We start from the raw sequence: 26,595 nt of genomic DNA, 5'->3' as shown, positions 1-26,595 counted from the left end.
CCCGCTTCGATCCGCCGTCAGGCCGCCCGCGCAATCGCCGACGCGGGCAACGTATCCCCACCTCGATCGCCGCGACCTTCGCGTTCCCAGCAGGGCGCTTCGGCGCTCTCGCCGACCGCATCGCCCACCAGAATCACAGCCGGACTGCCGAAGCCCGCGCCGAGCGCATCGGCGGCGAGCCGGTCGAGGCGTGTCAACAGGCGCCGCTCGTTGCTGCCGCCGGCCCATTGCACGACCGCGGCTGGCGTTTCGGCCGGCAGATGGGCGAGCAACGCCGTGGCGATGCCGTCGATGCGCCGCATGCCCATATAGATCGCGAGCGTCGTGCGCGTCGCGGCGAGCGCGGCCCAGTCCGGTTCGCCGTGATCTTCGGTATGCGCGGTGACGAAGCTCACGCCGTGGCAATGGCGCCGGTGCGTGAGCGACATGCCGAGGCCCGCCGCGGCCGCGAAGCCCGACGAGATGCCGTTGACGATGTCGACCGCGAGGCCCGCGTCGCGCAGCACCGCGAGTTCCTCGCCCGCGCGGCCGAACAACAGCGCCTCGCCGCCTTTGACGCGCACTACGTGCAGCCCCTTCAGCGCATAACGCCGCATCAGGCGCTCGATGAACGCCTGCGGCGTCGAGCGGCAGCCGCCGCGTTTGCCGACGCGAATCACGCGCGCCTGCGGCGCGAGCGTCACGATGTCGGGGTTCGCGAGGTCGTCGAGCAACACGACGTCGGCGGCCGCGAGCGCCTTGACGGCCTTCAGGGTCAGCAGGTCGAGCTCGCCTGGGCCCGCGCTCAGCAGCGTGACCTTGCCGGTGGTGGTGTTCATGTTCATGTCCTTGTGTGCGGTGGGTTTCCGCTGTTGGCTTCTCGTGGCTCGCAACGAAAACGGCGTCCGCTCGTGAAGCCCACGAGGGGACGCCGTTGTCCATTGCATTGCCTGTTGTCTGATGGATTCTGTGCATCGCGACGACGTTGCCGCGATGACGTTGCGAACGATCAATGCAAGGACCACGCCATCGATCGGATCAAGGCGCGCAAGTCGTTGTCAGACGCTGCGATTGACGCGGAAAACATGCCGACCAGCGCACGGGCGTGCGCCTTCGTTTCGCACGTCCGCAGTGCTGCGTCGCACCATCCCTGTGCTTTGCCGCCTCAAAACGCGTCGCGTGCGGGCGGCGCGCCGAAGCGGTGCGATGCGCCGAAAATCCCCGCCACGCCGCGCTTTCCGACGCATTTATCTCAATTGGCACGGCCTTTGCGATAAGGGTAGCCATCGGACCAACGGAGGTTCGTCGCGCATGCAGCACGACTGCACGCGCCCCGCAGCACCGAACAGGACAACGGCGTCCCCCGGATTCAGCCCTCGGCTGGATTCGCGGGACGCCGTTTTTATTTCCGCAACCGCTTTCGCCAGACACCAGAGGACAGCGCGCTCATGAAAACCATCGTTATCGGTCACGGGATGGTCGGCCACAAACTGGTCGAATGCCTCGCACAGCAGGCCGCGCACGATCTCGACGTCACGGTGCTGGGCGAAGAATCGCGACCGGCCTACGATCGCGTGCATCTGTCCGAGTTCTTCGCGGGCAAGACCGCCGATGACCTGTCGCTCGTCGAGCCGGGCTTCTTCGAGCGCCACGGCGTGCAACTGAAGCTGAACGCGCGGGCCGTCGCGGTCGATCGCGACGCGCGCACGGTGACGCTCGCGAGCGGCGAAACGCTGCCGTACGACCGCCTCGTGTTCGCGACCGGCTCCTATCCGTTCGTGCCGCCGGTGCCGGGCCGCGAGCGCGGCGACTGCTTCGTATATCGAACCATCGACGATCTCGAAGCGATGCGCGAATGCGGCGCTCGCTCGAAAACGGGCACGGTCGTCGGCGGCGGGCTGCTCGGTCTCGAATGCGCGAAGGCGCTGCGCGATATGGGCCTGCAAACCCACGTGGTCGAATTCGCGCCGCGCCTGATGGCGGTGCAGGTCGACGACGGCGGCGGGCGCGTGTTGCGCGGCCGGATCGAAGAACTCGGCGTCACGGTGCACACGCAGAAGAACACCACGGCGATCGTCGACGGCGAAGCGGGCACGCACCGCATGCAGTTCGCCGACGGCAGCCATCTCGACACCGACATGATCGTGTTCTCCGCGGGCATCCGTCCGCGCGACGATCTGGCGCGTGCATGCGGCCTCGAACTCGGCGCGCGCGGCGGCATCGCCATCGACGACGCGTGCCGCACCAGCGATGCGCACATCTACGCGATCGGCGAATGCGCGCTGTGGCAAGGTCAGGTGTTCGGGCTCGTTGCGCCCGGCTACGACATGGCGCGCGTGGTCGCGAAGCAGTTGCTCGGCGATGCGGCCGAATTCGCGGGCGCCGATATGAGCACCAAGCTGAAGCTGATGGGCGTCGACGTCGCCAGCATCGGCGACGCGCACGGCAATACGCCGGGTGCCCGCACCTACCAGTTCAGCGACGAACGCAAACAGATCTACAAGAAGCTCGTCGTGTCCGATTGCGGCAAGTATCTGCTCGGTGGCGTGATGGTCGGCGACGCGAGCGAATACGGCACGCTGCTGCAGATGATGCTGAACCGCATCGAGCTGCCCGCGTCGCCCGAATTCCTGATCCTGCCGCAAGCGGACGGCAGTGCGAAGCCGGCGCTCGGCGTCGAGGCATTGCCCGCGGCCGCGCAGATCTGCTCGTGCAACAACGTGTCGAAGGGCGAGCTATGCGCGGCCGTGTGCGCGGGCGCGACCGACATCGGCGCGTTGAAGAGCGCGACTGGCGCGGGCACCTCGTGCGGCGGTTGCGTGCCGCTCGTCACGCAGGTGATGAAGGCCGAGATGAAGAAGCAGGGCCTCGCGGTCAACAACCACGTCTGCGAGCACTTCCCGTATTCGCGCCAGGAGCTGTACCACCTCGTGCGCGTCGAGGGGCTGCGCAGTTTCGGCGCGTTGCTCGCGAGGCACGGCCGCGGGCTCGGTTGCGATATCTGCAAGCCGGCGGTCGCGAGCATTCTCGCGTCGTGCTGGAACGAATTCGTGCTGAAGAAGGAGCACGCGTCGCTGCAGGACACCAACGACTACTACCTCGCCAACATCCAGCGCGACGGCACCTATTCGGTCGTGCCGCGCATGCCGGGCGGCGAAGTGACGCCCGACGGTCTGATCGCGGTCGCGCAGGTCGCGAAGAAATACGGCCTCTATACGAAGATCACCGGGGGTCAGCGTGTCGATCTGTTCGGCGCGCGCGTCGAACAGTTGCCGTCGATCTGGGAAGAGCTGATCGCGGCCGGCTTCGAATCGGGCCACGCGTACGGCAAATCGCTGCGTACCGTGAAGTCGTGCGTCGGCTCGACGTGGTGCCGCTATGGCGTCGGCGATTCGGTCGGTCTCGCGGTCGAACTCGAGAATCGCTACAAGGGGCTGCGCACGCCGCACAAGATCAAGTTCGGCGTGTCGGGCTGCACCCGCGAATGCGCGGAAGCGCAGGGCAAGGACGTCGGCGTGATCGCCACCGAGAAGGGCTGGAATCTGTACGTGTGCGGCAACGGCGGCATGAAGCCGCGTCACGCGGAGCTGCTCGCCGCGGACCTCGATAAGGAAACGCTGGTGCGCTACATCGACCGCTTCCTGATGTTCTACGTGCGCACCGCCGACCGGCTGCAACGCACCAGCGTGTGGCGCGACAACCTCGAAGGCGGCCTCGACTATCTGATCGACGTGGTGGTCAACGATCGCCTCGGCGTTGCCGCCGAACTCGAAGTGGAGATGCGGCACGTGGTCGAGACCTACGAGTGCGAATGGAAGAAGGCCGTCACCGATCCCGAGACGCGCAAGCGCTTCCGCCATTTCGTCAACAGCGGCGAGTCCGATGGCAATGTCGCGTTCGTCGAAGAGCGCGGGCAGATCCGCCCGGCCACGCCCGCCGAGCGGCAGGTGCCGCGCATCGAAATTCCCATCGTCGTCGAGACGGTTTGACCTCATCCGATTTCCGCTTAACTCAAAGGAGCCCAGTCATGAAGAACGAACGCCTGCCCCGCGCCTGGACCGCGATCTGCGCGATCGACGACATCGTGCCGAACACCGGCGTTTGCGCGCTCGTCAACGGCGAACAGGTGGCCGTGTTTCACGTGGACGGCGGCGAAGTGGAGTCGCCGGCCGCGCCCACGGTCTATGCGATCGAAAACTTCGATCCGGGTTCGCACGCGGCGGTGCTCTCGCGCGGACTCGTCGGCAGTCTCGGCGAGCGCATCGTGGTCGCCTCGCCGATCTACAAGCATCACTTCGATCTGCGCACCGGCGAATGCCTCGAAACGCCGTCGTTTTCGGTCAGCGCGTTTGCCACGCGCGTCGAAAACGGCCAGGTGTGGGTCGCGGTTTGACGTAGCGGTCTTTCTCCATCGTTCCGATTTCCAACCAGATCATTCGCGCATGACTGCTACCAGCGTAAAGAGCGTGTGTCCGTATTGCGGCGTCGGCTGCGGCATGGTGCTGCACGTCGAGGACGGCCAGGTCGTGAAGATCGCCGGCGACAAGGAGCATCCGGCCAACTTCGGCCGGCTCTGCACCAAAGGACAGTCGGCCCACGTCGCGCTGCGCAAGTCGGGGCGTCTTGAAGGCGCGTTCGTGCGTCATGCGCGCGACGAAGACCCGGTGCCGCTGCCGATGGCGCAGGCGTTGAGCGACACCGCGACGCGTCTGCGGCGTGTGCTCGACGAGCATGGTCCCGATGCGCTGTCGTTTTACGTGTCGGGGCAGATGTCGCTCGAAGCGCAGTATCTGGTCAACAAGCTCGCGAAGGGCTTTATCGGCACGAACAATATCGAAGCCAACTCGCGCCTGTGCATGGCAAGCGCGGCGAGCGGCTATAAGTTGTCGCTCGGCGCGGACGGGCCGCCCGGCTCGTACGAAGACTTCGATCACGCCGACCTGTTTTTCGTCAGCGGCGCGAATATGGCCGACTGTCATCCGATCCTGTTCCTGCGCATGATGGATCGCGTGAAAGCGGGCGCAAAGCTGATCGTCGTCGATCCGCGTCGCAACACGACCGCCGAGAAAGCCGATCTGTTCCTGCAGATCAAACCCGGCACCGACCTCGCGCTGCTGAACGGTCTGCTGCATCTGCTGCACGCAAACGGCGCAACGGATGCAGCGTTCATCGCCGAACACACCGAAGGCTGGGACGCGATGCCCGCGTTTCTCGCCGGGTACACGCCGGAGAACGTCGCCCGCATCACCGGCCTCGCCGCCGACGACATCCGCCGCGCCGCGCAGATGATCGCGTCGGCCAACGACTGGATGAGCTGCTGGACGATGGGCCTGAACCAGAGCACGCACGGCACGTGGCACACCAATGCGCTGTGCAATCTGCATCTTGCAACGGGCCGCATCTGCCGGCGCGGCAGTGGACCGTTCTCGCTGACGGGCCAGCCGAACGCGATGGGCGGCCGCGAAATGGGCTACATGGGCCCGGGTCTGCCGGGTCAGCGCTCGGCGCTGGTTGAGGAAGATCGCGCGTTCGTCGAAGCACTGTGGGGCATAGCGCGGGGCACGCTCAAAGCGGACGCGGGCAACGGCACGATCGACCTGTTCGCGCGCATGGCCGCGGGCGACATCAAGGCGTGCTGGATCATCTGCACGAATCCGGTCGCGACCGTGCCGAACCGGCAGGCCGCGATCGCCGGTTTGCGCGCGGCCGAACTCGTGATCGCGCAGGACGCGTTCCTCGATACCGAAACCAACCGCTACGCCGACGTGCTGCTGCCCGGCGCGCTGTGGGCCGAAGCCGAAGGCGTGATGGTCAACTCGGAGCGCAATCTGACGCTCGCGCAGCAGGCCATCGAGCCGCCCGGCGCGGCGTTGCCCGACTGGCAGATCATCGCGCGCATCGCGTGTGAAATGGGCTTTGCCGACGCATTCAGCTATGCGAGCGCCGACGAAGTGTTCGCCGAACTCACGCGCGCGGCGAATCCGGCGACCGGCTACGACCTGCGCGGCGCGAGCCATCGCCGCTTGAAGGACTCGCCGCTGCAGTGGCCGATCGCGTCAGCCGATGCGGCTGATCGCAATCCGCTTCGCTATCTGAATGACGGCGTGAGCCAGACGCTCAGGGAGTCCGAAGACGGCAGCCGCCCGCGTATCGCGTTCCCGACCGCGAGCGGCAAGGCGAAGTTTTTCGCGCGCGCGTATCAGCCCGCGGCCGAGTTGCCCGATCGCGAGTTTCCGATCGTGTTGAACACGGGCCGCGTGCAGCATCAATGGCACACGATGACCAAGACCGGCAAGGTCGCGATGCTGAACAAGCTGAACCCGGGACCCTTCGTCGAGATTCATCCGGACGACGCGGCCGAGCTCGGCATTCGCGCGAAAGACACGGTCGAGATCCGTTCGCGGCGCGGCCGCGCGGTGCTGCCCGCCGTCATCACCGATCGTGTGAGCGCCGGCCAATGCTTTGCGCCGATGCACTGGAACGACGTGTTCGGCGACGATCTCTGCATCAACGCGGTGACCAACGACGCGGTCGATCCGGTTTCACTGCAGCCCGAACTGAAAGTCTGCGCGGTCGCGCTGAGTCCAGTGCCAGCCGATCGCGCCGCGGACACGGGCAACGGCGACGACGCGCTCTCTACTCCCGCCGACGCAGCGGTTTTAACGCCCAGCGCCAAGGATCGACCCATGCCTCGTATCGAAGCCCTCACGACTTTGCTGCAATTGCCGCCCGAGCCCGTGCCCATGCCGTCGCTCAGCGATGCGGAGCGCGCGTATCTGACGGGCTTCGTCAGCGGCCTGCGCTCGGCCGAAGCGCAAGGCCTCGACAACGTGCCGGTGCTGCCGCACAGCGCGCCGTTCGATGCGGCGAGGCGGCTCTATGTCGATGGTCTGCTCGCGGGGCTGTATAGCCGCAGCGCGACGACGGCGCAGACGTCAGCCGCCGCGTTGCCGCCCGATTCCGCGCAACCGGAGGCACGCGAATCGGGCGTGCGCATCGTGCGTGCGCGTCCGAAGGTCACGCTGTTGTGGGCCTCGCAAACCGGCAACACCGAATCGCTGACCGAGCGTTACGCGACGCGTCTGATGGAATCGGGCTTCGAAATCCGTACCGCGTGCATGGCCGACTATTCGTTCGCGGCGCTCGCGAAAGCGCAATACGTGCTGCTGATGACCAGCACGTTCGGCGACGGCGATGCGCCCGACAACGCGCAGGACTTCTGGACACATCTGAACGCCGCCACCGCGCCGCGCCTCGATGGCGTGCGTTTCGCGGTGCTCTCGCTCGGCGATCGCAACTACGATCAGTTCTGCGGTCACGGCCGCCGTCTCGACGAGCGGCTCGCCGCGCAAGGCGCGCTGCGTCTGACCGAACGGGTCGACTGCGACAGCGAATATCAGCAAAGCGCCGATGCATGGCTCGAACGCGTGATCGTCTGCATCAAGCAGGCGGATGCCGCGCTGCATGCGGTGCCGCCGGGCGGCATGATCAACGCGGTGGTGGGTGCGGTGCCGACGAAGGCGCGGCCGGCCGCGTCGCGCGTCGTCGGCAATCTGCGCCTGAACCGGCAGGGCGCCGCGAAGGATACGCGCTACGTGTCGCTGCAAACGGGCGAAACGAACCTCGAATACGAAGCGGGCGACGCGCTCGGCGTGTGCCCGAGCAACTGCCCCGAACTCGTCGACGAACTGATCACGCTGAGCGGTTTGCATGCGGAGGCCTCGGTGCACGTCGCGGGTATTGGCGACATGCGGCTCGCCGATGCGCTCGGCAAGCACTACGAGATCGCCCGGCCGAGCGCCGAAGCGCTGGCGTTCGTCGCCGCGCGCAGCGGCAACGGCGCGCTGGGCGATCTGCTCGCGCCTGAACGCAAGGCGGATCTGAAGCAATGGCTGTGGGGACAGCAGCTCGCCGACGTATTGCACGAGTTCCCGGTGAGCCTCAATGCCGCCGAGCTGACCGGCATGCTCAAGCGCCTGCAGCCGCGTCTGTATTCGATCGCATCGAGCCCGAAGGCGCATCCGGGCGAGGTGCACCTGACGGTATCGGCGGTGCGTTACACCAATGGGCGGCGGCACCGCAAGGGCGTGTCGTCGACGTTTCTCGCGGATCGCGCAGGCGACATGGACGTGCCCGTGTTCGTGCAGAAGTCCGCGCACTTTCGTCCTCCTCATCATTCGGACACGCCAATGGTCATGGTCGGACCCGGCACGGGAATCGCACCATTTCGCGGCTTTCTGCACGAACGGCAAGCACGTGGCGAGCGCGGACGCAACTGGCTGTTCTTCGGCGAACAACATGCGGCGACCGACTTCTACTATCGCGACGAACTGGAAGCGATGCGCGTAAACGGTCTGCTGACCCGACTCGATGTCGCGTTCTCGCGCGACCAGGCCGACAAGATCTATGTGCAGGACCGCATGCGCGAACACGGTGCGCAACTGTGGGCATGGCTCGAAGACGGTGCGCATTTCTATGTATGCGGCGACGCGAACCGGATGGCGCGCGATGTCGATGCGGCGCTGAAGGACGTGATCGCGACGCACGGCGGCATGAGCGAAGACAAAGCACTCGAATACGTGAGCCGTCTGACGCGCGAAAAGCGCTATGCACGCGACGTGTATTGAGCAGCTCGACTCATGCGGATTGCGAGCGGCGAGGGTGCCCTCGCAATTCGAAAAAGGCCTTAAAAAAAGCCTCGAAACAGACGCCAGCATGGCACGACGCTTGCATGTAAAACCCCGATGAAAAACTCTGGGCGACATGCCGGTGCAAAAGACAAGTAACGCAGCAACCGGATCACCAGGCAATTTATTTACTGAGGATATCTGATGAAGAACGTGATGCACTCCCTGCGAAGCGGCGATTGGCGCGCACTGGTCGCCTGCTTTCTATATTTCGACACGGGCTTCACCGTGTGGGTGCTGTATGGGCCGCTCGCGCCGTTCATCAGCAAGAGCATCGCGATGACGCCCGCGCAGCAGGGTCTGCTAGTCGCGGTGCCGGTGTTGTCCGCGGCGATTCTGCGCGTGACGCTCGGCAATCTGTATCAGTCCGCGCATGGCAAACGCATTGCGTTGATGGGCGTGCTGCTATCGGCGGTGCCGACGATCGTGTTGCCGTTGCTGCAGTCGGTGCCGTCGTACGAAACGCTGCTGGTGCTCGGCGTGTTCCTCGGCGTCGGCGGCGCCAGCTTCGCGGTCGCGCTGCCGATGGCCGGCAGCAACTATCCGCCGAAGGTGCAGGGCCTCGTGTTGGGACTGGCCGCGGCCGGCAACATCGGCGCGGTGCTCGACGGCTTCCTGTTCCCGCAACTGGCGACGCGCTACGGCTGGCAATTCGCAGCGGGCGGCGCGTTGCCGCTGCTCGCGATCGCCGCGATCACGCTGTACTTCTGGGCCAACGACGCGGGCGTCAAAACCGGCAGCGTGTTGCGCGCCTTCGGCAGTTTCGCGACGACGCTGGTCGGTCTGATCGTGCTCGTGCTGCTCGTCGAAGCGGGGCTGTTCGGCGCGGGCAAGACCGGCGTGCTGCTGCTGCCGGTGATCGGCGCGCTGCTCGCGATCGCGGTGCTGCCCAAGCGCTATCGCTCGGTGCTCGCGGAGCGCGATACGTGGGTCATCATGCTCGTCTATAGCATCACGTTCGGCGGTTTCGTCGGCATGTCCTCGTATGTGTCGCTGCTGCTCACCAATCTGTATCAGCTGTCGAAGATCGACGCGGGTCTGTTCATGGCGCTGCTCGCCGCCACCGGCGCGATGGTGCGCCCGCTCGGCGGCCTGATCGCCGACCGCGTGTCGGGTGTACGCGCGCTGACCGTGTTGCTCGCGATCATCGCGGTCTGCGACTTCCTGTTCGCCTCGGCGATGCCATCGTTCGCCGGCGGCATCGCGCTGCTGCTGTGCATGTACGTCGCGTTCGGTCTAGGCAATGGCGCGACTTTCCAGCTGGTGCCGCATCGCTGGGCAGGCCGCACCGGTCTGATGTCGGGGATCGTGGGCGCGGCGGGCGGGATCGGCGGCTTCTATCTGCCGGTCGTGATGGGTATCGCGAAGGAAAGCACCGGCAGCTATCAGATGGGCTTCGCGACGTTCGGCACTCTCGCCGCCTGCGCGTTCCTCGCGATCGTCGCGCTGCGCCGGCCGTGGATGGCGTGGTCGATGCAAACCGGCGTCATGCACGCGCATGCGACGGAGTAAGGCAGGGCGGGCGGCGCCCGAGCGTTGCGGCGCCGCCCGAATCATGCTCCGGGAAAAGCGCAGTCGAATGCTTGCATATCGGGGGCGATGTTTCTAATATGCAGTCAGGAGGCTGCATATGAACTCATCGACCGATCGCATCGAAAAGCAGATTCTGTTGAAGGCGCCGCGCTCGCGCGTCTGGCGCGCGCTGTCCAACGCCGAGGAATTCGGCAAATGGTTCGGCGTGAACCTCGCCGGCAAGCAGTTCGTCGCGGGGCAATCCACGCAGGGGCACATCACGTATCCGGGCTATGAGCATCTGCTGATGAACGTGTTCGTCGAGCGTGTCGAGCCCGAGCATCATCTGTCGTGGCGCTGGCATCCGGCCGCGATCGACATCACGATCGACTACACGCCCGAGCCGACCACGCTGGTGGAATTCGACCTGGCCGAGGCCGAGTCCGGCACGCTGCTGCGCGTCGTCGAATCGGGCTTCGACCGGTTGCCGGCCGAGCGTCGGGAGCAGGCGTTCCGGCTCAACGACGGCGGCTGGGAGCAGCAGATGGTCAACATCGAACGATATGTCGGCGCGAGTTAAGAGCGGCTCCGCGCAGGTGCGCCTCAAGACGGCGGCGCTGCGCAGTTCGGCGGCGGTGTTCGCGGCGCTCGGCGACGAAACGCGCCTGCGCCTCGTCGCGGCGTTGTGCGCGGGCAGCGCGATGTCGATCGCGCAGCTGACGGCCGGCACCGACATCACACGCCAGTCGGTCACGCAGCATCTGCAGGTGCTTGCGGAGGCGGGCCTCGTACACGACGTGAAAGTGGGCCGCGAACGCCTGTGGGCGTTCGAGCCCACGCATCTCGACGCGGCGCGCCGCGCTCTCGAGGCGATCTCACAGCAGTGGGATCAGGCGTTGCTGAGGCTGAAGGCGATGGTCGAAGAATGATCGGCGCGGCGTTCAGGCGACGCCACGCCGCTCATGAAAGCATGCCTGATCAGAACTTATGCCGCAACGCGACGCGCACGGCGACCTGCGTACCCGTCGACGACGGGGCCTGCGTGCCCGGAATGAACGCGTTGTCGAGAATCGACTGCGTCGAAGGGCCGGCAGCGTCTCGCCGAGCTGCGCCTCCAGCTGACGAACCTGGCGGCTGACCGCGCTTTGCGTGACGTTCAGCAGCTCCGCGGCTCGCGTGAAGCTGCCCGTGCGGCCCGCGACTTCGAAGGCTTTCAGCGCGTTGAGCGCCGGCATTTTGCGTTTCAAGGTATTCGGACGAAAGGTGCAAGCAACGGCGAAGCCGCATATTTTACCGACCCGAAGCTTGATGCCTGGCAACAGCGGCGGATTAATTCGGGCAAGAAGCCGAACAGCGCGAAACAACGTAAAAGGGGCCAAAAATTGGCCCCGGAATCGCGACAAAACGAGGGAAGAAAAACCAGCCGCGGCTAATCGGCGATCCGCTTGTCGGCCAGCGCGTTCTGGCAGTCGGCCAGAACCTGCCGGACGAGCCGGGCTTGCGGGTCGAGTTCGTCGGTATCGAGAATTTCTTCGACCGCGTCGCGCGCCCAGTCGGTATCGACGAACTGCGCGTGGCGCCGCGCGATTTCGACCGCGGTGGCCGACAGCTTCGCGATGCACAGCCAGTCGGCCTCGCGCGCGCGGCGGTCGAGCCACTTGTGCGCGGCCTGCACGTGAAACGCCGCGTCGGGCCAGTCTTCGTTCAGATAATAAGCGCCCAGGCTTCCGCATGTGAGCCAGCACAACAGCTCCAGGCGGTCACGGGGACTTAGATGTTGGCGTACATCACTCATGGCGACGCTCGCTGCGGTAAATGGCTTCCCGGTGAGGTCGGCAGGCGCCGTCCTCCGCTTATTACAAACATTAGCATGCGGGATTCCCGGGCGGCAATTCCTGACCAACCCTAGCGTGCGGTGCCGCCACAAACGGGTTTTCGGGCGACGTATCCGCGCGGTGCGCGGGCGACCTGATCGCCCCCGCGACCACCCGCGCATGACCGCCGGCGCCGCCCTGCCGGCATTTGCCGGCCTGCTGCGGTTCCCGGTGCGGCCTCAGCGCTCGCCGCGCGTCGCGACGATGAAAAGCCGCGGAAACGGCAGCAGCACCGTGCCGTCGGCGAGCGCCGGGTAGGCTTTGGCGATTTCGTCGCGATAGCGTTGCAAGAACGCGCCGCGTTCGGCGTCGTCGAGCGCGGCGAGAAACGGCCGCAGCGCGCTGCCCTTGAACCATTCGACCACCGCGTCGGCGCCCGCGAGCGGGTGGTGATAGACCGTGCGCCACACGTCGACGCGCGCGCACAGCGGCTTGAGCAGCGCGTAGTACCAGCTCGCGTCGTGGCGCATGGTGCGCTCGACGCCCTTCAGCTTCGGCGCCCAAGGCCCGTCGACGGCGATTTCGCGCAGCAGCCGGTGCGCCGGTTCGTCCAGATTGACGGGCATCTGCACGGCAAGGCTGCCGCCGGTGGCAAGTTTCGCCACCAGCGCGGGGAACAGCCGCTCGTGGTCCGGCACCCATTGCAGTACCGCGTTCGCGAGGATCACGTCGAAGGGGCTGCGCGCGTCCCACGTCGAGACGTCGCTGATGTCGAAGCGGAATTGCGGCAGCCGCCGACGGGCCGCCGCGATCATGTCGGCGGAACTGTCGATGCCGCTGACCGACGCGCCCGGCACACGCTCGGCCAGCACCTCGGTCGAGTTGCCCGGCCCGCAGCCGATATCGATCGCGAGCCGCGCGCCTTCCAGCGGCACCGCCCCTAGCAGATCGCGAACCGGCCGTGTGCGCTCGTTCTCGAACAGCATGTACTGCTTCGCGTACCAATCGCTGTGCTCGTTGGTGGATTTGTCGGTCATCTTCTGCTCCTTCGCGGGGTTCGTTGCGGACATTCTCGGTCGCTGATAGTCCAGAGTAAAATGAATTTATGATTCCGATTGCTTCATTTTTCTAATGAAAATCGACACGCTCGGCGTACAGGCTTTCGTCGCGATTGCCGATCGCGGCAGCTTCCAGAGCGCGGCGGATTCGCTGCACGTGACGCAAACGGCGATCACGCAGCGGCTGCGCAAGCTCGAAACCTATCTCGGCGTCACGCTGATCGAACGCACTACGCGTTCGATGGCGCTGACCGAAATCGGCCGCAATTTTCTGCCGCAGGCGCGCCGGCTGCTCGGTGAGCTGGCCGACGCGCTCGTCGAGATTCGCGAAACGGGTATCGCGCGACGCGGCGACGTGTCGATCGCGTGCGTGCCGACCGTCGGCGTGCAGTATCTGCCGCGCATCCTGCAGGCCTATTCGGCGCGCTATCCGCACAATCGCATCAAGATTCTCGACCACGCGTCGTCGGCGGTGGAGGAGGCCGTGTTGCGCCGTGAGGTCGAGTTCGGCATCAACATCGCCCGCGAACATCATCCCGAGCTCGCCAGCGTGCCGCTCACCGAAGACCGCTACGTGCTGATCTGTCACGAAAACCATCCGCTCGCGAAGCGGCGGCGCATCGCATGGCGGCAGTTGCAGGCCTTCCCGCTGATTTTCGCCGGCGAGGTCAGCGGCAACCGCGCGCTGCTCGATGTCGCGTTGGAATCGAGCGAGCTCGCGCTGCGCTCGTTCTACGAGGTGCAGCGCAGCTCGACCGCGCTCGGGCTCGTTGCGCAACGCGTCGGCGCGGCGGTGGTGCCCGCGCTCGCGCTGCAGAAGGGCGCGTATCCGAGCGTGCGCACCGTCGAGCTCACGCAGCCCACCGTGTCGCGCACGCTGGTGCTCGTCGCGCGCAAGACCGCCCAGTTGTCGCCGGCCGCGCAGGCGCTGTACGACATGATCCGCGAGCAGGCGACCTTGAAATCCGGATGACGGCGCGCCGCACGCAAGGCAAACTGGCTGGCTTTCCGAATTTCATTCCTTCAACCCGCTCAACCCACGCGACCCACCCGACCCACGACGACCCATGCTGCAGATACTCGGCAAGACCACCTCGATCAACGTGCGCAAGGTGCTGTGGACCTGCGCGGAACTTGAGCTTGCGTTCGAACAGGAAGACTGGGGCTCGGGCTTTCGCTCGACCGATGTCGCCGAATTCCGCGCGCTGAACCCGAACGCGATGGTCCCTGTGATTCGCGACGGCGACTTCGTGCTGTGGGAATCGAACTCGATCATCCGTTACCTCGCGAATCGCTATCGCGGCGACGGGTTGTATCCGGCCGATCCGCTCGAACGCGCGCGTTGCGATCAATGGATCGACTGGCAGGCGAGCGAATTGAACCGCTCGTGGAGCTACGCGTTTCTCGCGCTCGTGCGGCACTCGCCCGAGCATCAAGACCCGCGGCAGATCGCCGCGTCATGCGCGAACTGGTCGAAGCATATGGCGATCGTCGAGCAGCAACTCGCGCGCACCGGCGCGTATATCGCGGGCGACGAGTTTTCGCTTGCCGACATTCCGATCGCGCTGTCGACGAACCGCTGGCTCGACACCCCGCAGCAGCACGATGATTTTCCGGCGCTGGCCGCGTATATGGCGCGCCTCGCCAAGCGCGACGGGTATCGCAAGTATTGCCGCAACGGCACGCCCTGATCGTCGATACGCGCAGAGCGCTCGAATCGGTACGCCGCATTGCGCTTTGGCAATGCGGCGATGCTTACAAAAACCCGTCGCCGATGCTTACGATTCGGAGCGCGCAGGCGCTTCTGCGCATTGCACCCCGCGTCGCCTACAATGGCGGCCATTTAGCGACATTGAAGGTCCGAAAATGCGAGTAACGAAATTCGCACTGGTTTTGCTGACGGCATGCTTCACTCTGAACGCGAGCGCCGAGATGACGGCCGCCCAATACAAAAAATGGGCGCATGTCGACAACAACTCGATCTACGCGGCGTACATCACCGGCACGATCAACGCGTTCGGCTGGGCGAACGGCGATCTGGTCTCGAGGAAACAGAAGCCGCTGTTCTGTCCGCCGGAAACACTCGCGATCGGCAATCAGACGGTTTATCCGTTGCTCGATGCGTTCTTTGCGAACCATCCGGGCATTTCCGACGATTTCCCGATCGGGCTCGCGATTCTGCGCGCGTTGCAGGGCACGTATCCGTGCTGAGGTGTTGAAGGAGCGAGGGGAGGGAGTCAGGCGGGGGGCAACATCAGGGGCGAACTCGCGAAGCGGGCCCGCCCCCCGGCAGATCAAACCTGCACGAGATTCGGAATCTGCACGTCCGGATTGACGTCAGCGTCGTAATCGACGCCCTTCATTTCGAAGCCGAACAGACGCAGGAAATCGGTCTTGTAGCCGGTGAAATCGGTGAGCTCGTAGATGTTGTCGTTGGTCACCTGAGTCCACAGTTCCTGCACACGGCCTTGCACCTGCGGGTCGAGCTCCTTGTAGTCCGCGCGCAGACGGCCTTCGTCGTCCAGATACGGCTGGCTGCCATAGAGGCTGTCCTTGTACAGGCCGTAGACCTGCTCGATGCAGCCCTCGTGCGTGCCTTTCTCCTTCATCACCTTGAAGAGCAGCGACAGATAGAGCGGCATCATCGGAATCGCCGAGCTCGCCTGCGTGACGACCGCCTTCAGCACCGCGACGCGCGCATCGCCGCCCTTGGCCGCGAGCTTTTCACGGATGCCGAGCACCTTCTGGTCGAGATCCTTCTTGGCCGCGCCGATCGAACCATTCCAGTAGATGTCGTGGGTGATCTTCTCGCCGAGGTAGGTGAACGCGGTGGTCTTCGCGCCGTCGGCGAGCACGCCGGCATCGCCCAACGCGTCCATCCACATCTGCCAGTCCTCGCCGCCCATCACCGCGACCGTCTGCGCGATTTCTTCCGGCGTCGCCGGTTCGAGCACGGTTTCCTTGATCACTTCCTTGTCGGTGTCGATGCCGCGCAGGTTGACCGCCTTGCCGATCGGCTTCAGTACCGAGCTGAACACTTCACCTGTTTTCGGGTGCTGGCGCTTCGGCGCCGCGAGGCTATAGACGACCAGATCGACCTGGCCGAGATCGCGCTTGATGACTTCGATCGTGCGCGCCTTCACTTCGTCGGAGAACGCGTCGCCGTTGATGCTGGTCGCGTACAGGCCTTCGGCGGTGGCGAATTTCTCGAACGCCGCGGTGTTGTACCAGCCGGCCGTGCCGGCCTTGGTTTCGCTGCCGGCGCGCTCGAAGAACACGCCAAGGGTCGACGCGCCCGAGCCGAACGCGGCGCTGATGCGCGCGGCGAGCCCGTAGCCGGTCGACGCACCGATCACGAGCACCTTCTTCGGGCCGTTGGCGATGGGGCCGCGTGCCTTCACATACTCGATCTGTTCCTTGACGTTGGCTTCGCAGCCGGTCGGATGGGTCGAAACGCAGATGAAGCCACGCACACGCGGTTTGATGATCATGAAGCACCTCTTGTCGGAATTGGCGACATTATAGTTGCCCCGCCGGAGCCGAACGCCATCCGGCGAATCAGGCAAAAATCGGCGCACCCCCCACATCTTGGTACGATTGCGCCTTTCCCAGCCGACGACAGCAAGTGAAGCGCCTCTTTTCCTCCTTTCTGGCGGCCCTCGACAAAGGGCTGACCCTCGCGAACCCGCTGTTCGCGAAGGCCGCGTGGCATCTGCGCCACCCGACCCGCCGCACGTTCGCGTGGGGGCTCGCCGCGCTGCCGGTGCTGTTCGTGCTGTACGTGCTGCTGCTGATTCCGTTCACGCCGAGCATCGGCGACATCCGCAAGGCCAAGATCGAGCAACCCGCGCAGATTCTGTCGGCGGACGGCAAGCTGCTCGCCGAGTTCAAACCGTCGAACCGCGAATGGGTCAAGCTGAAGGACATCTCGCCGACCGTCGTCAACGCGCTGATCGCGACCGAGGATCACCGCTTCTATCAGCATTTCGGGCTCGACTGGCGGCGCACCGCGTCGGCGGCGTTGCACACGTTTTCCGGCGAGCGCCAGGGCGGCTCGACGATCACGCAACAGCTCGCGCGCAATCTGTATCCCGACGAAATCGGCCGTGCGCCGACGTTGACGCGCAAGCTGAAGGAAGCGATCACCGCGCTGAAGATCGAGGCGTTCTACACCAAGGACGAGATCCTCGAAACCTACCTGAACACGGTGCCGTTCCTGTACAACGCGTACGGTATCGAGATGGCCGCGCGCACCTATTTCGACAAATCAGCGGCCGAACTGAACGTGCTCGAAGCGGCCACGCTGACCGGCATGCTGAAGGGCAACGCGTACTACAACCCGGTGCTGAACCCGGAGCGCGCGTTGCAGCGGCGCAATACGGTGCTCGGGCAGATGGTCAAGTACGGCAAGCTGACGCCTGCCCAGTACGACATCCTGAGCCGCAAGCCGTTGCGTCTCTTCTTCGAGCGCCAGGTCGAGCCGCCGGGACCCGCGCCGCACTTCACGCAGCAGTTGCGCAAATGGCTCGTCGCGTGGGCCGATCGCAACGACTACAACATCTATTCCGATGGGCTCGTCGTGCGCACGACGATCGACTCGCGCCTGCAAACGATGGCGACCCAGGCCGTCACGCTGCAGGGCAACCAGTTGCAGGGCATCGCCAACTCGGCGTGGGGCACCCGCGCGGGCTGCTCGGCGGACAAGGACCTGCTGCGCGCGTTCCTGCGCGAAACGCCTGACTTCCGCGCGGCGAAAGACTCGGGCCTGTCCGACGACGACGCGGTCAAACGCCTCCTCGCCGATCGCAAGCTCGTGCAGAGCGTGTGCGACACGAAGACCCGGGTGCAGGCCGACTTCCTCGCGATGGACCCGCGCACCGGCGAGATCAAGGCGTGGGTCGGCAGCCGCGACTTCACCGAAGATCCGTTCGATCACGTGCAGCAGGCGCGCCGTCAGCCGGGCTCGACGTTCAAGCCGTTCGTCTACGCGGCGGCCTTCGAGGCCGGCGCGAAGCCGGACGACAAGCTGCCCGACAATCCGGTCCAGATCGAACTCGCCGGCGGCGAAGTCTGGAAGCCGAACGACGAGGACGAGCCGAGCGGGCGCATGATCAGCCTGCGCGACGCGCTCGCGTATTCGCGCAACCGCATCACCGCGCAGGTGATGGAGTCGGTCGGCCCGAACAAGGTCGTGAAGCTGGCGCGCGCGATGGGCGTGCGCGACAGCCAGCTCGACCCGGTGCCGTCGCTCGCGCTCGGCACGAGCCCGGTAACGCTGAAGGAAATGGTGTCGGCGTACGGCACGATTGCGAACCTCGGCGACTATGTCGAGCCGCTGATGGTCACGCGCATCGAGGACCGCAACGGCAATGTGCTCGCCGAATTCAAGCCGGCCACGCCGAGGCGCGAGTTGCCCGCCGACACGGCGCGCACGCTCGTCGACGTGATGCGCGACGTGGTCAGCCGCGGCACCGGCGCGAGCATTCGCACGCGCTTCGGCGTGCGCGGCGACGTCGCGGGCAAGACCGGCACGACCCAGGGCAATGCCGATGGCTGGTTCATCCTGATCCAGCCGCAACTGGTGGCGGGCGCGTGGGTCGGCTTCAACGACAGCCGCGTGACGCTGCGCAGCGATTACTGGGGGCAGGGTGCGCATAGCGCGCTGCCGATCGTCGGCGATTTCTTCCAGCGCGCGCAGCGCTCACGGCTCGTCGACACCCACGTGAAGTTCGATACCGTGCAGCAACCGGGCTGGTTCGCGGAGCACGCAGAACGCTTGCGCGACTGGTTTGGGCAGCTGTTCACGCCGGCGCAGCCGGACAAGCGGGTCGTCGCGCATGCTCCGGTGCGGCGCGTGCCGGCGGCGCCGGCGCAGCTGGCGACGTCTGCACCGTCCGCAGCGGCGGCGGCCGCGTCACAGGCAGCGGGAGCGTCCGCGCTCCAGGGTGAAGCGCGTGCATTGCCGCCGATCCTGCCGGCGCCGGGCCTGGAATTGACTCCGGCGCCGGCGCCCGGTAATACCGTCGACGGTGAAACGCACGGCGGCGGTGCGGCAGCGCTCGCGCCGACACCGACGCCGGACGACGTCATGCCGCCCGATGCGGGCGGTCAGGGCGAAGGGTCGAATAACGGGAGCGGGGCGAACTGAATGCGACCCGGGCGCGCTGCCCGGGTGCGGGTCGAACTGGGTGAGTAAGGGGGCGTGAGTAAGGGGGCTAGTATCTCGCGACGCCCGCGTCACCCGGCGGCCGCGCATGCGGATTCCCATGCGTCGTCTCGAGCGACGTGTCGTGATGCAGCAGCAACACCGCCGCCATACCGATGAGCCCCGCGCCCGCGAGGCATAGCAGCCCGGCGCCGAAGCCGCCGGTGCTGTCCTTGATCCAGCCCATCGCGAACGGCCCGAAGAAGCCCGCCAGATTGCCGAGCGAATTGATCGCGGCGATGCCGCCCGCGGCCGCCGCCCCCGACAGGAACGCGGCCGGCAAGGTCCAGATCACCGGCAGGCAACCGAAGATGCCGAAGCCGGCAATCGACAGCGCGATCATCTTCTGCACCGGATTGTCGAGCCCGGCCGCGGCCGCGATGCCGCCCGCCGCGACGAACAGCGCGATCGCGACGTGCCAGCGGCGTTCGAGGTGGCGATCCGAATGCCGTCCCCACAGAATCATGCTGAAGAGGCCGACCACGTACGGCAGCGACGTCACGAAACCCGTCTGCAGGTTGGTGAGGCCGAACGACTTCACGATCTGCGGCAGGAAGAAGCTCAGGCCGTAGTTGGTCGCGTTCGCCCCGAAATAAATCAACGCGATCGCGAGCACGCGCGGATTGATCAGCGCTTCCTTCACGCTGAAGTGGCGCACCGCCTCGCGATGCTCGCGCTCCTGCTTCTGCCGCGCGATCAGCCAGTCGCGCTCCTCGGTGCTGAGCCAGGTGGCGTCGGCGGGCTTGTCGGTCAGATAAAACAGCACCGCGAACGACAGCAGGATCGCCGGCGCTGCCTCGATCAGATACAGCCACTGCCAGCCGCCGAGTCCGCCGCGGCCGTCGAGCGACAGGAGCGCGCCGGAGATCGGTCCGCCGATCACCGTCGACAGCGGAATCGCCGCCATAAAATAGCCGACCACGCGTCCACGGTACGCGGCCGGAAACCACAGGGTCAGCAGAAAGATGATGCCCGGGAAAAAGCCGGCCTCGGCGACGCCGAGCAGAATGCGCAGGCCGAAAAACACGTGCGCGGGCGAAAGCCCGGTGAAGCGCGAGATGTCCGGGATGAACGCCATCGCACCCGCGAGAATGCCCCACGTGAACATGATCCGCGCGATCCAGCGGCGCGCGCCGAAGCGTTCGAGCAGCAGATTCGACGGCACTTCGAAAAAGAAGTAAGCGATAAAGAACACGCCCGCGCCGAAGCCGAACGCGCTCGCGGACAGATCGAGCGCCTTGTTCATCTGCAAGGCCGCAAAGCCGACGTTCACGCGATCGAGATAGGCGATGAAATAGCACAGCATCAGGAACGGTATCAGCCGCATCGTGACGCGATGCAGGGTACGTGCTTCGAGATCCATTGATGTCTCCTCCGGTTCGGCGACCGGTGTATGCCGCTATGTTGTGGGGTTCGTCTGCGGTTCGATATGCCTGTCCGTCGAACGGGCATCGCTACAGACTAGACGCTCTGAAGCGATTCCGGAAGTTCTTTTGTGAACCATGTGGTCCGCTCATTGCCGAGGTCGTCGCGGCGGGGCGCACGCGTTCATTGTTAAGGCTCGTGCAACAGTGTTTTCGGTTGTATCGGCTGATCTTGCGCGAACGATTCCGGATAATGACTGCCTGACTAATCAGTTAAAAATGCAGGTGTTCCACGATGTCGAATCAGGGTTCGCACAGTCTTGCCAAAGCGCGCAAATCGGTACCGGTACGCGAAGTCGCGTCCGTCGCGCGGATGGGAAGCACAGAAAGAAAGAGGGCGCCGCTGTTCACGCGCATGCGCGGGGCGGCAGCGGTGGCGCTCGCGTGCGCGAGTCTCGTCGGGTGCGCGTCGAGCACGGATGTGGTTGAGAGCGGCAAGCCCGGCAGCTACACGGTCGCCGCCAGCGCGACCGGAGGACGCATGGCCTGGGCGCGCGCGCACGAACTCGCGATGAACGAAGCGCGCGACTACTGCGACCGTCGCGGCATGCAAAGCAGCGTGAATACGGAGACGGTCAGCGGCGTCAGCGCGATGACCGAGCACGGGTCGTCGGTCAATTTCGAGTGTCATCCGCGGTTCTGATGCAGCGTTGCCCGCGGCTTGTTGCACTTGCATCGATGCGGGCGGCGGGCGAGTGCCGCCGCCCGATGGCGATCACTTTTTATCGAACGTCACCAGGTGCTGGTCGTTCGTATCCGCGACGAAAATCGCGAGCAGTTTTGCCGGCTCGGTCGTGCTGGCGTTCTCGCTGACCATGTGATGCGCGCCGGGCTTCTCGGTCCACGATTCGCCGGCATGGTAGACGTGCTCGGCGCCGTTATCGACACGGCTGCGGATTGCGCCCGACAGCACATAGCCCACCACGAACGCCTGACCATGCCGATGCGGCGCCGATTTGCCGCCCGGCGCATAGTCGACGACGAGCGCGGTCATCGTCTTGCCCGGCACGTTCGCGATCGGCACGGCGAAGGCGGGGGTGATGGTTTCGTGTGGGGCTGCGCTCGCCTCGCCGGTATCGGCGGCATGGGCTGACGGTGACGCGCCAGTGAGCGCGACGCCGGCGAGCAACGCCGACGCGAACAGTGTGCGGATCGTGCTCATGGCGTCACTCCGCGTCAGCCGGGCACAGGGCCTCGGCTTCGTGGTTTGCTGCGGGGGCGCCCTGAGCCCACCGCGCCGCGACCGCGTCCAACTCTCCACGCGCCCTTTCGAGCGCCGCCGCCCGCGCTTCGGGATTGGCGAACTGCAGCGGCTGCGCATCGACGAACGTCGGCGCGGCGACGCCCAGAAAACCGAATGCGGCCTTCAATGCCGGCGTCAGCGCATCCATCGATTCGTACGGCGAGCCCGCGCGCAAATCCGCGCCGCGGCTCGTGATGAACAACACCTTGTGCCGGCCGAGCTGCCCGGCGATGCTGCCGTCCTCCGCGTTCAGGTAGGTCACGCCGGTTCGCGTGACGCTATCGATGAACGCCTTGAACGCCGATGGCATCGACCAGTTGTACATCGGCATCGCGAACACCAGCGCGTCGGCGGCCAGCAGGCGCGCGCACAGCGCATCCGATGACGCCAGCGTTGCCTGCATCGCCGCCGTGCGCTCGTGCGCGGCCGTGTAGGTGGCGATCGCGAACGCTTCGGTGACGTGCGGGGGTGTGTCGAGCGTTACGTCCAGATAGTCGAGCTCGAACTCGGCGCGTTCTTCGCGCAGACGCTCGAGAAAATAGCGGGCGAGCGCGCGGGAGTTGGATCGCTCGCGCTTCGCGCTGGCGTCGACGTGCATGATCTTCATGTAGTCCGTCCTTGCGGTGGGTTTAACGTGAGATCAGGTTAGACGGTCGACTGGTTTGGTGGAATAACCGATTTTGGAGAATTCAGGGTAACCACTTTTTGTGGTTCTGACGGTGGCATGCCGGGACGCAGGCGACCCTTAGTCTTCACGTGGCTTGGCAATGCTCGAACGTTTGACGAACGGTGCGCCGGAGAAGCCCGCCGTCGCACGGCCCGGCACGGGTGATTTTTCGCGGGCACGGCGGGCAGGGCGCGCGGACGTTTTTTCTGTTCGGACCGTCTCGATCTGTCGCGACAGCGTGTCGATACGTTGGCGCAACTGTTCGGACGCCACCACGCGTTCAGCCAGCAACGCGTCCTTTTCCGCGAGCTGCCCCTGGGTCGCGGCGTGCCGCGCAGCGGAGGCAGCCAGTTCCGCTTTCGATGCGGCCAACTCGTCGCGCAGCGCGTCGCGCTCGGTTCGCGATTCCGTTTCGAGCGTCGCCGCCCGCTCTTGACTCGCCTGAAGCTCCTTGCGCAGACGTTGCGCCGCGGCCCGTTCACTGTCAATTTCGAGCAATGCGCGCTTTTCCGCTGCGGCAAGCCGCTGCTCGTTCTGCTCGTGTGAGCGGCGCAGCTTCGCGAGTTCGTCGGCGAAATCGCGGCGGGCATCGGCGAGCGCGGCGGCTCCCGACGCGATTTCTTCCTTCGATGTCGTCAGTTGCGCCGTCAGCATGTCGTTCGCCGTCTGCAACTCGACGGTGCGGGCCTCCAGCCCGGCAATCCGCGCGTGCAGGGTCGCGGCTTCGCTCGCCGCCCGTTCGGCTTTCTCGACTGCTGCCTGACGCTGCGTGTCCTGTTGCTCGGCCAGCGCTCGCGCCGCGGCGATTTGCGCGTCCGCGTCCTGCCTGAATACGTCGAGCGCAGCGTTCGCGGCATCGCTCGACAGACGCCACAGCTGCGCGGCGAACTCGCCGGCGGCCGCCGCGACTTCGGGCGGCAAATCCGGACGGCCGACGTCGACGCGGGTCTTGTCACGCACGTCGGTCCAGAAATCGCGCAACGCTTTGGCCGGCGCGCTCATGCTGCCTTTGCGGACCAGCTGGTACAGGCGGTTCGCCGTCGGTGTTTCGCCGTAACGGAAAAACAGCAGCGCACAGACCTCGCGATATAGCGTTTGCGTGTCGGACGCGTTTTCGCGGGCGACTTCGATGTCGGCTTCGAGGGTCATGGTGGAAGCGGCCTTGGGGAACTGGGGTGCGTTGATAATACAACGTAAAACGCTCGATATGCTACACCATTCATTCTTCAACACGACATTAGTACTATAATGTCGTGTTGATGATTTTTCGGCTTCTACTCGGGAACTTGGTCTTTTCCAGCGGCGGCCGCCCGCGACATCGCGGCGCTCAAATCCCAAAACCCGGCTACTCGCACCTGCGACAGGCAAACGCCAGCGGGCCGCGGACGCAGTGATCGATGTAATGTGGCCGCGATCCTGCGGGATCGCGACAGATGATTTGCCAATCGAGCGCCCGAATCGGCATCAGCGGCGCAGCCTAAGGCCGGCAGCGTTGTCAGGAAAGTCGGCCCTCTGATCATGTTGACGCTGATTCAGGGCTGAAGCCAAAAGCTCACGCGTCGGGCCGTACTCCGAAGTGGCCGGCTCCGCGGACGACACCAACCCGTTTTCGATTCCATAACGCACCAGCTCCGCGTCTCGCTCGATACTCAGTTTGAGCATTGCCGCGCTCTTTTACGTACTAATCGTCTTTTTACTGCGACGCAAAAGCTCGCCAATTTCCGTCACGGTCATCCCCGAAACAAACAGGCGTACGACCTCCAGTTCACGTCGGGTCAACGGAGCCCCGACCGAACTGCCGCGCGCACCCGGTTTGATCGCATCCGAGATCGCCGCGACGCGGGGCGACAGATAGCGGCCATTCGCGTACGCGGCATGTACCGCCACCTTCAGATTACCAATCGGATCAGCCTTGCTGAAAATACAGCAACGCCCTCCCTGCATGAGCAGGCGCAGAACGGCCGGATTTTCATAACGGGAAGTTCAGAACAGATTTCGAGAAGCGCGACGGGCATGAAGGCAAAACTCTTCGGCGCGAATAACCAGTGCGGTCCGGTGGGGACGTTGCTGCGCTCGCTAGCTCCAGCGACCAAGCCCGAATCGCCCTATCTCAAGGCTCGAGCAACACATGTTTCGTCTGCCGCAACCAGATGACCAACATGAGCCGCGAAGCCCCGGGTCATAGGCTCGTACGCGGTGATGCTGCACCTGTCGATTACCCTGCACGGTCCGCTCAAACATCCGTGCGATCGATTCCTACCATTCGTTTCCGCTGCCCTGCTCCCTTGTGAGCGAAACTGCCAAAGTGCCCGCGTACAAAACGCGGCTGACCGTAGAGCCCAACAGGTCATCGCGGAATTCAAGATGAAGTTCGACTTCGTGCGTCTTGTGTCCTATCCCTTTGTCTTCGACATGGAATAAGTTGAGAATCTGTCAACGCATACGTTCGTCATTGCGACTGTCCGGTCAGCGACCGGAATGCAGATCCACAAGACTTCAGCCATCCAATAAGAGCTTTGCTTATTGAATGTCTTTTGAAAGCGCAGGCTCGGTTCCCGTGTTTATTCTGTCGAGGAAGAACTGTCCGATATCTTCTGCGATGAAGTCACCATTCCGTTTTCCAATGCATATCGAAACAGATCGACTTCCCGTTCAATGCCGAGTTTTTCCATCGCTTTCGATTTCTGGGTGCTGATGGTTTTCTTGCTGCGACTCAACCTTTCGGCAATTTCGTTCACAGTCAGCCCGGATGCAAAAAGACGCACGACTTCGGATTCGCGCTGACTCAGCACGTCCGATGTGCCCCTGCCCCGACGATTCCAGTCAATCGATTGGACGATCTGGTTGATCGTTGGCGAATAGTATTTGCCGCCACTATGAACGGCATGAACGGCGGGGATCAGGTGGCCAGCGGCATCGGATTTGCTCACGATGCACGTTACACCTTGGGTTACGAGCGCGCGTACCACGGCGGGGTTGTCCAGCATGGTTAGAACTACGATCCGGATCTCGGGATAGCGACGCTTGATCAGCGAGAACAGCGCGATTCCATCACCGTATTCGCCCGCAGGCATTGCGTAATCGGATACGACAACGTCGCATTGCGTGCTGGCGAGAAGCGCGATCAGTTCAGTCGAATTCCTCGCTGTACCGACCAGCTGGATCGTGTTTACACTTGAAAACTCATGTGCGATACCGCTGAGCATGACGGGATGATCATCGGCAAGTATCACTCGAATAACGAAGGCATCCATGCTGTCAATATCATCGAAATTGGATATTTGTATGATAGCTACCGGGGGGATGTTTGTTCAACGGGTTTACCTTCACATTCTGCGATCCCGTTTTTTCACCCCAATACCTGAGGCGTTTAATTTATTGCGTCGAAGGCGACCGAGCGCGCGTCGGTCACCCTTCGGCATCGGTTGGCAAGCCCGGCCCCGAGCGCGCGTGCCTCGATCGGGATGCTAACGAAAGCTACTGGGCGATCCGCCGGCTAACCTGATTTTCCTGCTGATTCAACGCGCGTTGATCGGCACGCGTCAGATGGCTGTAGTCCTGCGACGCCATATCGCGCTCCTCCTGCCGGATTTGCCGATCGTCGCGATGCAGATTGCGGGCTTCGCCTCTGGACATCTGCCCATCCTGAACCGCTCGATGGATGCGGTTGTTCTGGTTGGCAAGGCGGTTGTTGACTTCGACGCGCCGGGGATGGCTCGCCTCCCATTGCCCCGCTTGCGCGGTCGATCCGATGGCGAGTGTTCCGACGGTTGCGACGATGAGACTGCCAATAAAAGTCTTCCGGCTCAACATGTTCTCTCTCCCTTGTAAAGTTGGTTTCGGCGATCGTTCGATCACCTACTCTCTTTAACGAGGGACGACTGATGTTCCGTCGACGGGCCGTGTAAAGGTTTGTAACCCGCGCCGTGCGCCGGCGCGCGGCAATCGAAACAGCGCAACGCTCGCCGCGCTGGATGCGGCACGCGAAGTAGTATTCTGCAGTGCA

22 protein-coding genes and 1 pseudogene are annotated in these 26,595 nt (G+C 64.6%); 11 read left to right on the top strand and 12 right to left on the bottom strand.

The genetic code is table 11. The features are described from left to right. Nucleotides 1-17: 17 nt before the first annotated feature. Entirely contained in the window at nt 18-818 is an 801-nt protein-coding gene (gene cobA, locus L0U84_RS08745) for a uroporphyrinogen-III C-methyltransferase (protein ID WP_233849279.1), read from the bottom strand. Between the two features lie 609 nt (nt 819-1,427). Between cobA and nirB the strand changes: the two genes are divergently transcribed. The 6 genes from nirB (at nt 1,428) to L0U84_RS08715 (ending at nt 11,107) form a co-directional block, all read left to right on the top strand. Further along, nucleotides 1,428-3,968, top strand: coding sequence for a nitrite reductase large subunit NirB (gene nirB, locus L0U84_RS08740; RefSeq protein WP_233849277.1), 2,541 nt, complete (start codon nt 1,428-1,430; stop codon nt 3,966-3,968). Nucleotides 3,969-4,006: 38 nt separating this feature from the next. Next, nucleotides 4,007-4,372 carry a nitrite reductase small subunit NirD gene (gene nirD, locus L0U84_RS08735; protein ID WP_233849275.1) on the top strand — a complete coding sequence of 122 codons (366 nt, stop codon included), beginning with the start codon at nt 4,007-4,009 and terminating at the stop codon, nt 4,370-4,372. 49 nt (nt 4,373-4,421) lie between these two features. Continuing rightward, nucleotides 4,422-8,606: a bifunctional nitrate reductase/sulfite reductase flavoprotein subunit alpha gene (locus tag L0U84_RS08730; RefSeq protein WP_233849274.1), complete on the top strand. Its 4,185-nt coding sequence runs from the start codon at nt 4,422-4,424 to the stop codon at nt 8,604-8,606. 204 nt (nt 8,607-8,810) lie between these two features. Next, a complete protein-coding gene (locus L0U84_RS08725; protein WP_233849273.1) occupies nt 8,811-10,178 on the top strand; it encodes an MFS transporter in 1,368 nt (455 codons plus the stop codon). 118 nt (nt 10,179-10,296) lie between these two features. Beyond that, on the top strand, nt 10,297-10,758 hold the full coding sequence (locus L0U84_RS08720) for an SRPBCC family protein (RefSeq protein ID WP_233849272.1): 462 nt from the start codon (nt 10,297-10,299) through the stop codon (nt 10,756-10,758). Next, nucleotides 10,742-11,107, top strand: a complete 366-nt coding sequence (locus tag L0U84_RS08715) for an ArsR/SmtB family transcription factor (protein WP_233849271.1) — start codon at nt 10,742-10,744, stop codon at nt 11,105-11,107. Before L0U84_RS08720 ends, L0U84_RS08715 begins: the two co-directional genes overlap by 17 nt. A gap of 162 nt (nt 11,108-11,269) precedes the next feature. On the opposite strand, the pseudogene L0U84_RS08710 reads toward L0U84_RS08715, so the two are convergent. From L0U84_RS08710 to tam, 3 genes and pseudogenes are all read right to left on the bottom strand, one after another. Further along, nucleotides 11,270-11,413, bottom strand: a pseudogene (locus L0U84_RS08710) (LysR family transcriptional regulator); the annotation flags it as partial. A 194-nt stretch (nt 11,414-11,607) separates the two neighbouring features. Next, a complete protein-coding gene (locus tag L0U84_RS08705; RefSeq protein WP_233849270.1) occupies nt 11,608-11,973 on the bottom strand; it encodes a hypothetical protein in 366 nt (121 codons plus the stop codon). 258 nt (nt 11,974-12,231) lie between these two features. Next, nucleotides 12,232-13,029: a trans-aconitate 2-methyltransferase gene (gene tam / locus L0U84_RS08700; RefSeq protein ID WP_233849269.1), complete on the bottom strand. Its 798-nt coding sequence runs from the start codon at nt 13,027-13,029 to the stop codon at nt 12,232-12,234. 94 nt (nt 13,030-13,123) lie between these two features. Here tam and L0U84_RS08695 point away from each other — a divergent pair, with 94 nt between their 5' ends. The 3 genes from L0U84_RS08695 to L0U84_RS08685 all read left to right on the top strand — a co-directional run bounded on the left by L0U84_RS08695 (nt 13,124) and on the right by L0U84_RS08685 (nt 15,261). Further along, entirely contained in the window at nt 13,124-14,023 is a 900-nt protein-coding gene (locus L0U84_RS08695) for a LysR family transcriptional regulator (RefSeq protein ID WP_233849267.1), read from the top strand. A 94-nt stretch (nt 14,024-14,117) separates the two neighbouring features. Beyond that, nucleotides 14,118-14,741 carry a glutathione S-transferase family protein gene (locus L0U84_RS08690; protein WP_233849265.1) on the top strand — a complete coding sequence of 208 codons (624 nt, stop codon included), beginning with the start codon at nt 14,118-14,120 and terminating at the stop codon, nt 14,739-14,741. Between the two features lie 175 nt (nt 14,742-14,916). After that, nucleotides 14,917-15,261 carry a hypothetical protein gene (locus L0U84_RS08685; RefSeq protein ID WP_233849263.1) on the top strand — a complete coding sequence of 115 codons (345 nt, stop codon included), beginning with the start codon at nt 14,917-14,919 and terminating at the stop codon, nt 15,259-15,261. Nucleotides 15,262-15,344: 83 nt separating this feature from the next. Here L0U84_RS08685 and fabV read toward each other — a convergent pair whose 3' ends face one another. Then, nucleotides 15,345-16,541 (bottom strand): enoyl-ACP reductase FabV, encoded by a 1,197-nt coding sequence (gene fabV / locus L0U84_RS08680; RefSeq protein WP_233849261.1) that lies wholly within the window; start codon nt 16,539-16,541, stop codon nt 15,345-15,347. 134 nt (nt 16,542-16,675) lie between these two features. On the opposite strand from fabV, the gene L0U84_RS08675 reads away from it, so the two are divergent. Beyond that, on the top strand, nt 16,676-19,198 hold the full coding sequence (locus tag L0U84_RS08675) for a penicillin-binding protein 1A (RefSeq protein WP_233849260.1): 2,523 nt from the start codon (nt 16,676-16,678) through the stop codon (nt 19,196-19,198). Nucleotides 19,199-19,265: 67 nt separating this feature from the next. On the opposite strand, the gene L0U84_RS08670 is transcribed toward L0U84_RS08675, so the two are convergent. Next, on the bottom strand, nt 19,266-20,618 hold the full coding sequence (locus tag L0U84_RS08670) for an MFS transporter (RefSeq protein WP_129960421.1): 1,353 nt from the start codon (nt 20,616-20,618) through the stop codon (nt 19,266-19,268). Between the two features lie 296 nt (nt 20,619-20,914). On the opposite strand from L0U84_RS08670, the gene L0U84_RS08665 reads away from it, so the two are divergent. Next, complete coding sequence (locus L0U84_RS08665; RefSeq protein WP_233849259.1) at nt 20,915-21,322, top strand: hypothetical protein; 408 nt, start codon at nt 20,915-20,917, stop codon at nt 21,320-21,322. Between the two features lie 72 nt (nt 21,323-21,394). Here L0U84_RS08665 and L0U84_RS08660 read toward each other — a convergent pair whose 3' ends face one another. From L0U84_RS08660 to L0U84_RS08635, 6 genes are all read right to left on the bottom strand, one after another. Next, nucleotides 21,395-21,841, bottom strand: a complete 447-nt coding sequence (locus tag L0U84_RS08660) for a cupin domain-containing protein (protein WP_233849258.1) — start codon at nt 21,839-21,841, stop codon at nt 21,395-21,397. A 4-nt stretch (nt 21,842-21,845) separates the two neighbouring features. Beyond that, entirely contained in the window at nt 21,846-22,529 is a 684-nt protein-coding gene (locus tag L0U84_RS08655; protein WP_233849257.1) for an FMN-dependent NADH-azoreductase, read from the bottom strand. A gap of 138 nt (nt 22,530-22,667) precedes the next feature. Then, nucleotides 22,668-23,738 carry a DNA-binding protein gene (locus L0U84_RS08650; protein WP_233849256.1) on the bottom strand — a complete coding sequence of 357 codons (1,071 nt, stop codon included), beginning with the start codon at nt 23,736-23,738 and terminating at the stop codon, nt 22,668-22,670. A 525-nt stretch (nt 23,739-24,263) separates the two neighbouring features. Continuing rightward, nucleotides 24,264-24,533: a LuxR C-terminal-related transcriptional regulator gene (locus L0U84_RS08645; protein ID WP_233849255.1), complete on the bottom strand. Its 270-nt coding sequence runs from the start codon at nt 24,531-24,533 to the stop codon at nt 24,264-24,266. A gap of 617 nt (nt 24,534-25,150) precedes the next feature. Then, on the bottom strand, nt 25,151-25,843 hold the full coding sequence (locus tag L0U84_RS08640) for a response regulator transcription factor (RefSeq protein ID WP_233849254.1): 693 nt from the start codon (nt 25,841-25,843) through the stop codon (nt 25,151-25,153). 223 nt (nt 25,844-26,066) lie between these two features. Then, on the bottom strand, nt 26,067-26,402 hold the full coding sequence (locus tag L0U84_RS08635; protein ID WP_267939807.1) for a hypothetical protein: 336 nt from the start codon (nt 26,400-26,402) through the stop codon (nt 26,067-26,069). Nucleotides 26,403-26,595 lie beyond the last annotated feature (193 nt).

Origin of the sequence: Paraburkholderia sp. HD33-4 (genome assembly GCF_021390635.1) — a bacterium.
In the GTDB taxonomy this organism is placed as follows: Bacteria; Pseudomonadota; Gammaproteobacteria; order Burkholderiales; family Burkholderiaceae; genus Paraburkholderia.
This window is presented reverse-complemented; position numbering and strand designations above follow the sequence as displayed.

What these genes read in the sequence shown, in the direction of transcription:
- L0U84_RS08685 (WP_233849263.1), top strand. Translation starts at nt 14,917, where the DNA reads ATGCGAGTAACGAAATTCGCACTGGTTTTGCTGACGGCATGCTTCACT.
- L0U84_RS08705 (WP_233849270.1), bottom strand. Translation starts at nt 11,973, where the DNA reads ATGAGTGATGTACGCCAACATCTAAGTCCCCGTGACCGCCTGGAGCTG.
- L0U84_RS08695 (WP_233849267.1), top strand. Translation starts at nt 13,124, where the DNA reads ATGAAAATCGACACGCTCGGCGTACAGGCTTTCGTCGCGATTGCCGAT.
- L0U84_RS08715 (WP_233849271.1), top strand. Translation starts at nt 10,742, where the DNA reads ATGTCGGCGCGAGTTAAGAGCGGCTCCGCGCAGGTGCGCCTCAAGACG.
- L0U84_RS08665 (WP_233849259.1), top strand. Translation starts at nt 20,915, where the DNA reads ATGTCGAATCAGGGTTCGCACAGTCTTGCCAAAGCGCGCAAATCGGTA.
- L0U84_RS08690 (WP_233849265.1), top strand. Translation starts at nt 14,118, where the DNA reads ATGCTGCAGATACTCGGCAAGACCACCTCGATCAACGTGCGCAAGGTG.
- L0U84_RS08730 (WP_233849274.1), top strand. Translation starts at nt 4,422, where the DNA reads ATGACTGCTACCAGCGTAAAGAGCGTGTGTCCGTATTGCGGCGTCGGC.
- L0U84_RS08645 (WP_233849255.1), bottom strand. Translation starts at nt 24,533, where the DNA reads ATGCAGGGAGGGCGTTGCTGTATTTTCAGCAAGGCTGATCCGATTGGT.
- L0U84_RS08635 (WP_267939807.1), bottom strand. Translation starts at nt 26,402, where the DNA reads ATGTTGAGCCGGAAGACTTTTATTGGCAGTCTCATCGTCGCAACCGTC.
- tam (WP_233849269.1), bottom strand. Translation starts at nt 13,029, where the DNA reads ATGACCGACAAATCCACCAACGAGCACAGCGATTGGTACGCGAAGCAG.
- L0U84_RS08640 (WP_233849254.1), bottom strand. Translation starts at nt 25,843, where the DNA reads ATGGATGCCTTCGTTATTCGAGTGATACTTGCCGATGATCATCCCGTC.
- nirB (WP_233849277.1), top strand. Translation starts at nt 1,428, where the DNA reads ATGAAAACCATCGTTATCGGTCACGGGATGGTCGGCCACAAACTGGTC.
- fabV (WP_233849261.1), bottom strand. Translation starts at nt 16,541, where the DNA reads ATGATCATCAAACCGCGTGTGCGTGGCTTCATCTGCGTTTCGACCCAT.
- L0U84_RS08650 (WP_233849256.1), bottom strand. Translation starts at nt 23,738, where the DNA reads ATGACCCTCGAAGCCGACATCGAAGTCGCCCGCGAAAACGCGTCCGAC.
- cobA (WP_233849279.1), bottom strand. Translation starts at nt 818, where the DNA reads ATGAACACCACCACCGGCAAGGTCACGCTGCTGAGCGCGGGCCCAGGC.
- L0U84_RS08720 (WP_233849272.1), top strand. Translation starts at nt 10,297, where the DNA reads ATGAACTCATCGACCGATCGCATCGAAAAGCAGATTCTGTTGAAGGCG.
- nirD (WP_233849275.1), top strand. Translation starts at nt 4,007, where the DNA reads ATGAAGAACGAACGCCTGCCCCGCGCCTGGACCGCGATCTGCGCGATC.
- L0U84_RS08660 (WP_233849258.1), bottom strand. Translation starts at nt 21,841, where the DNA reads ATGAGCACGATCCGCACACTGTTCGCGTCGGCGTTGCTCGCCGGCGTC.
- L0U84_RS08670 (WP_129960421.1), bottom strand. Translation starts at nt 20,618, where the DNA reads ATGGATCTCGAAGCACGTACCCTGCATCGCGTCACGATGCGGCTGATA.
- L0U84_RS08655 (WP_233849257.1), bottom strand. Translation starts at nt 22,529, where the DNA reads ATGAAGATCATGCACGTCGACGCCAGCGCGAAGCGCGAGCGATCCAAC.
- L0U84_RS08725 (WP_233849273.1), top strand. Translation starts at nt 8,811, where the DNA reads ATGAAGAACGTGATGCACTCCCTGCGAAGCGGCGATTGGCGCGCACTG.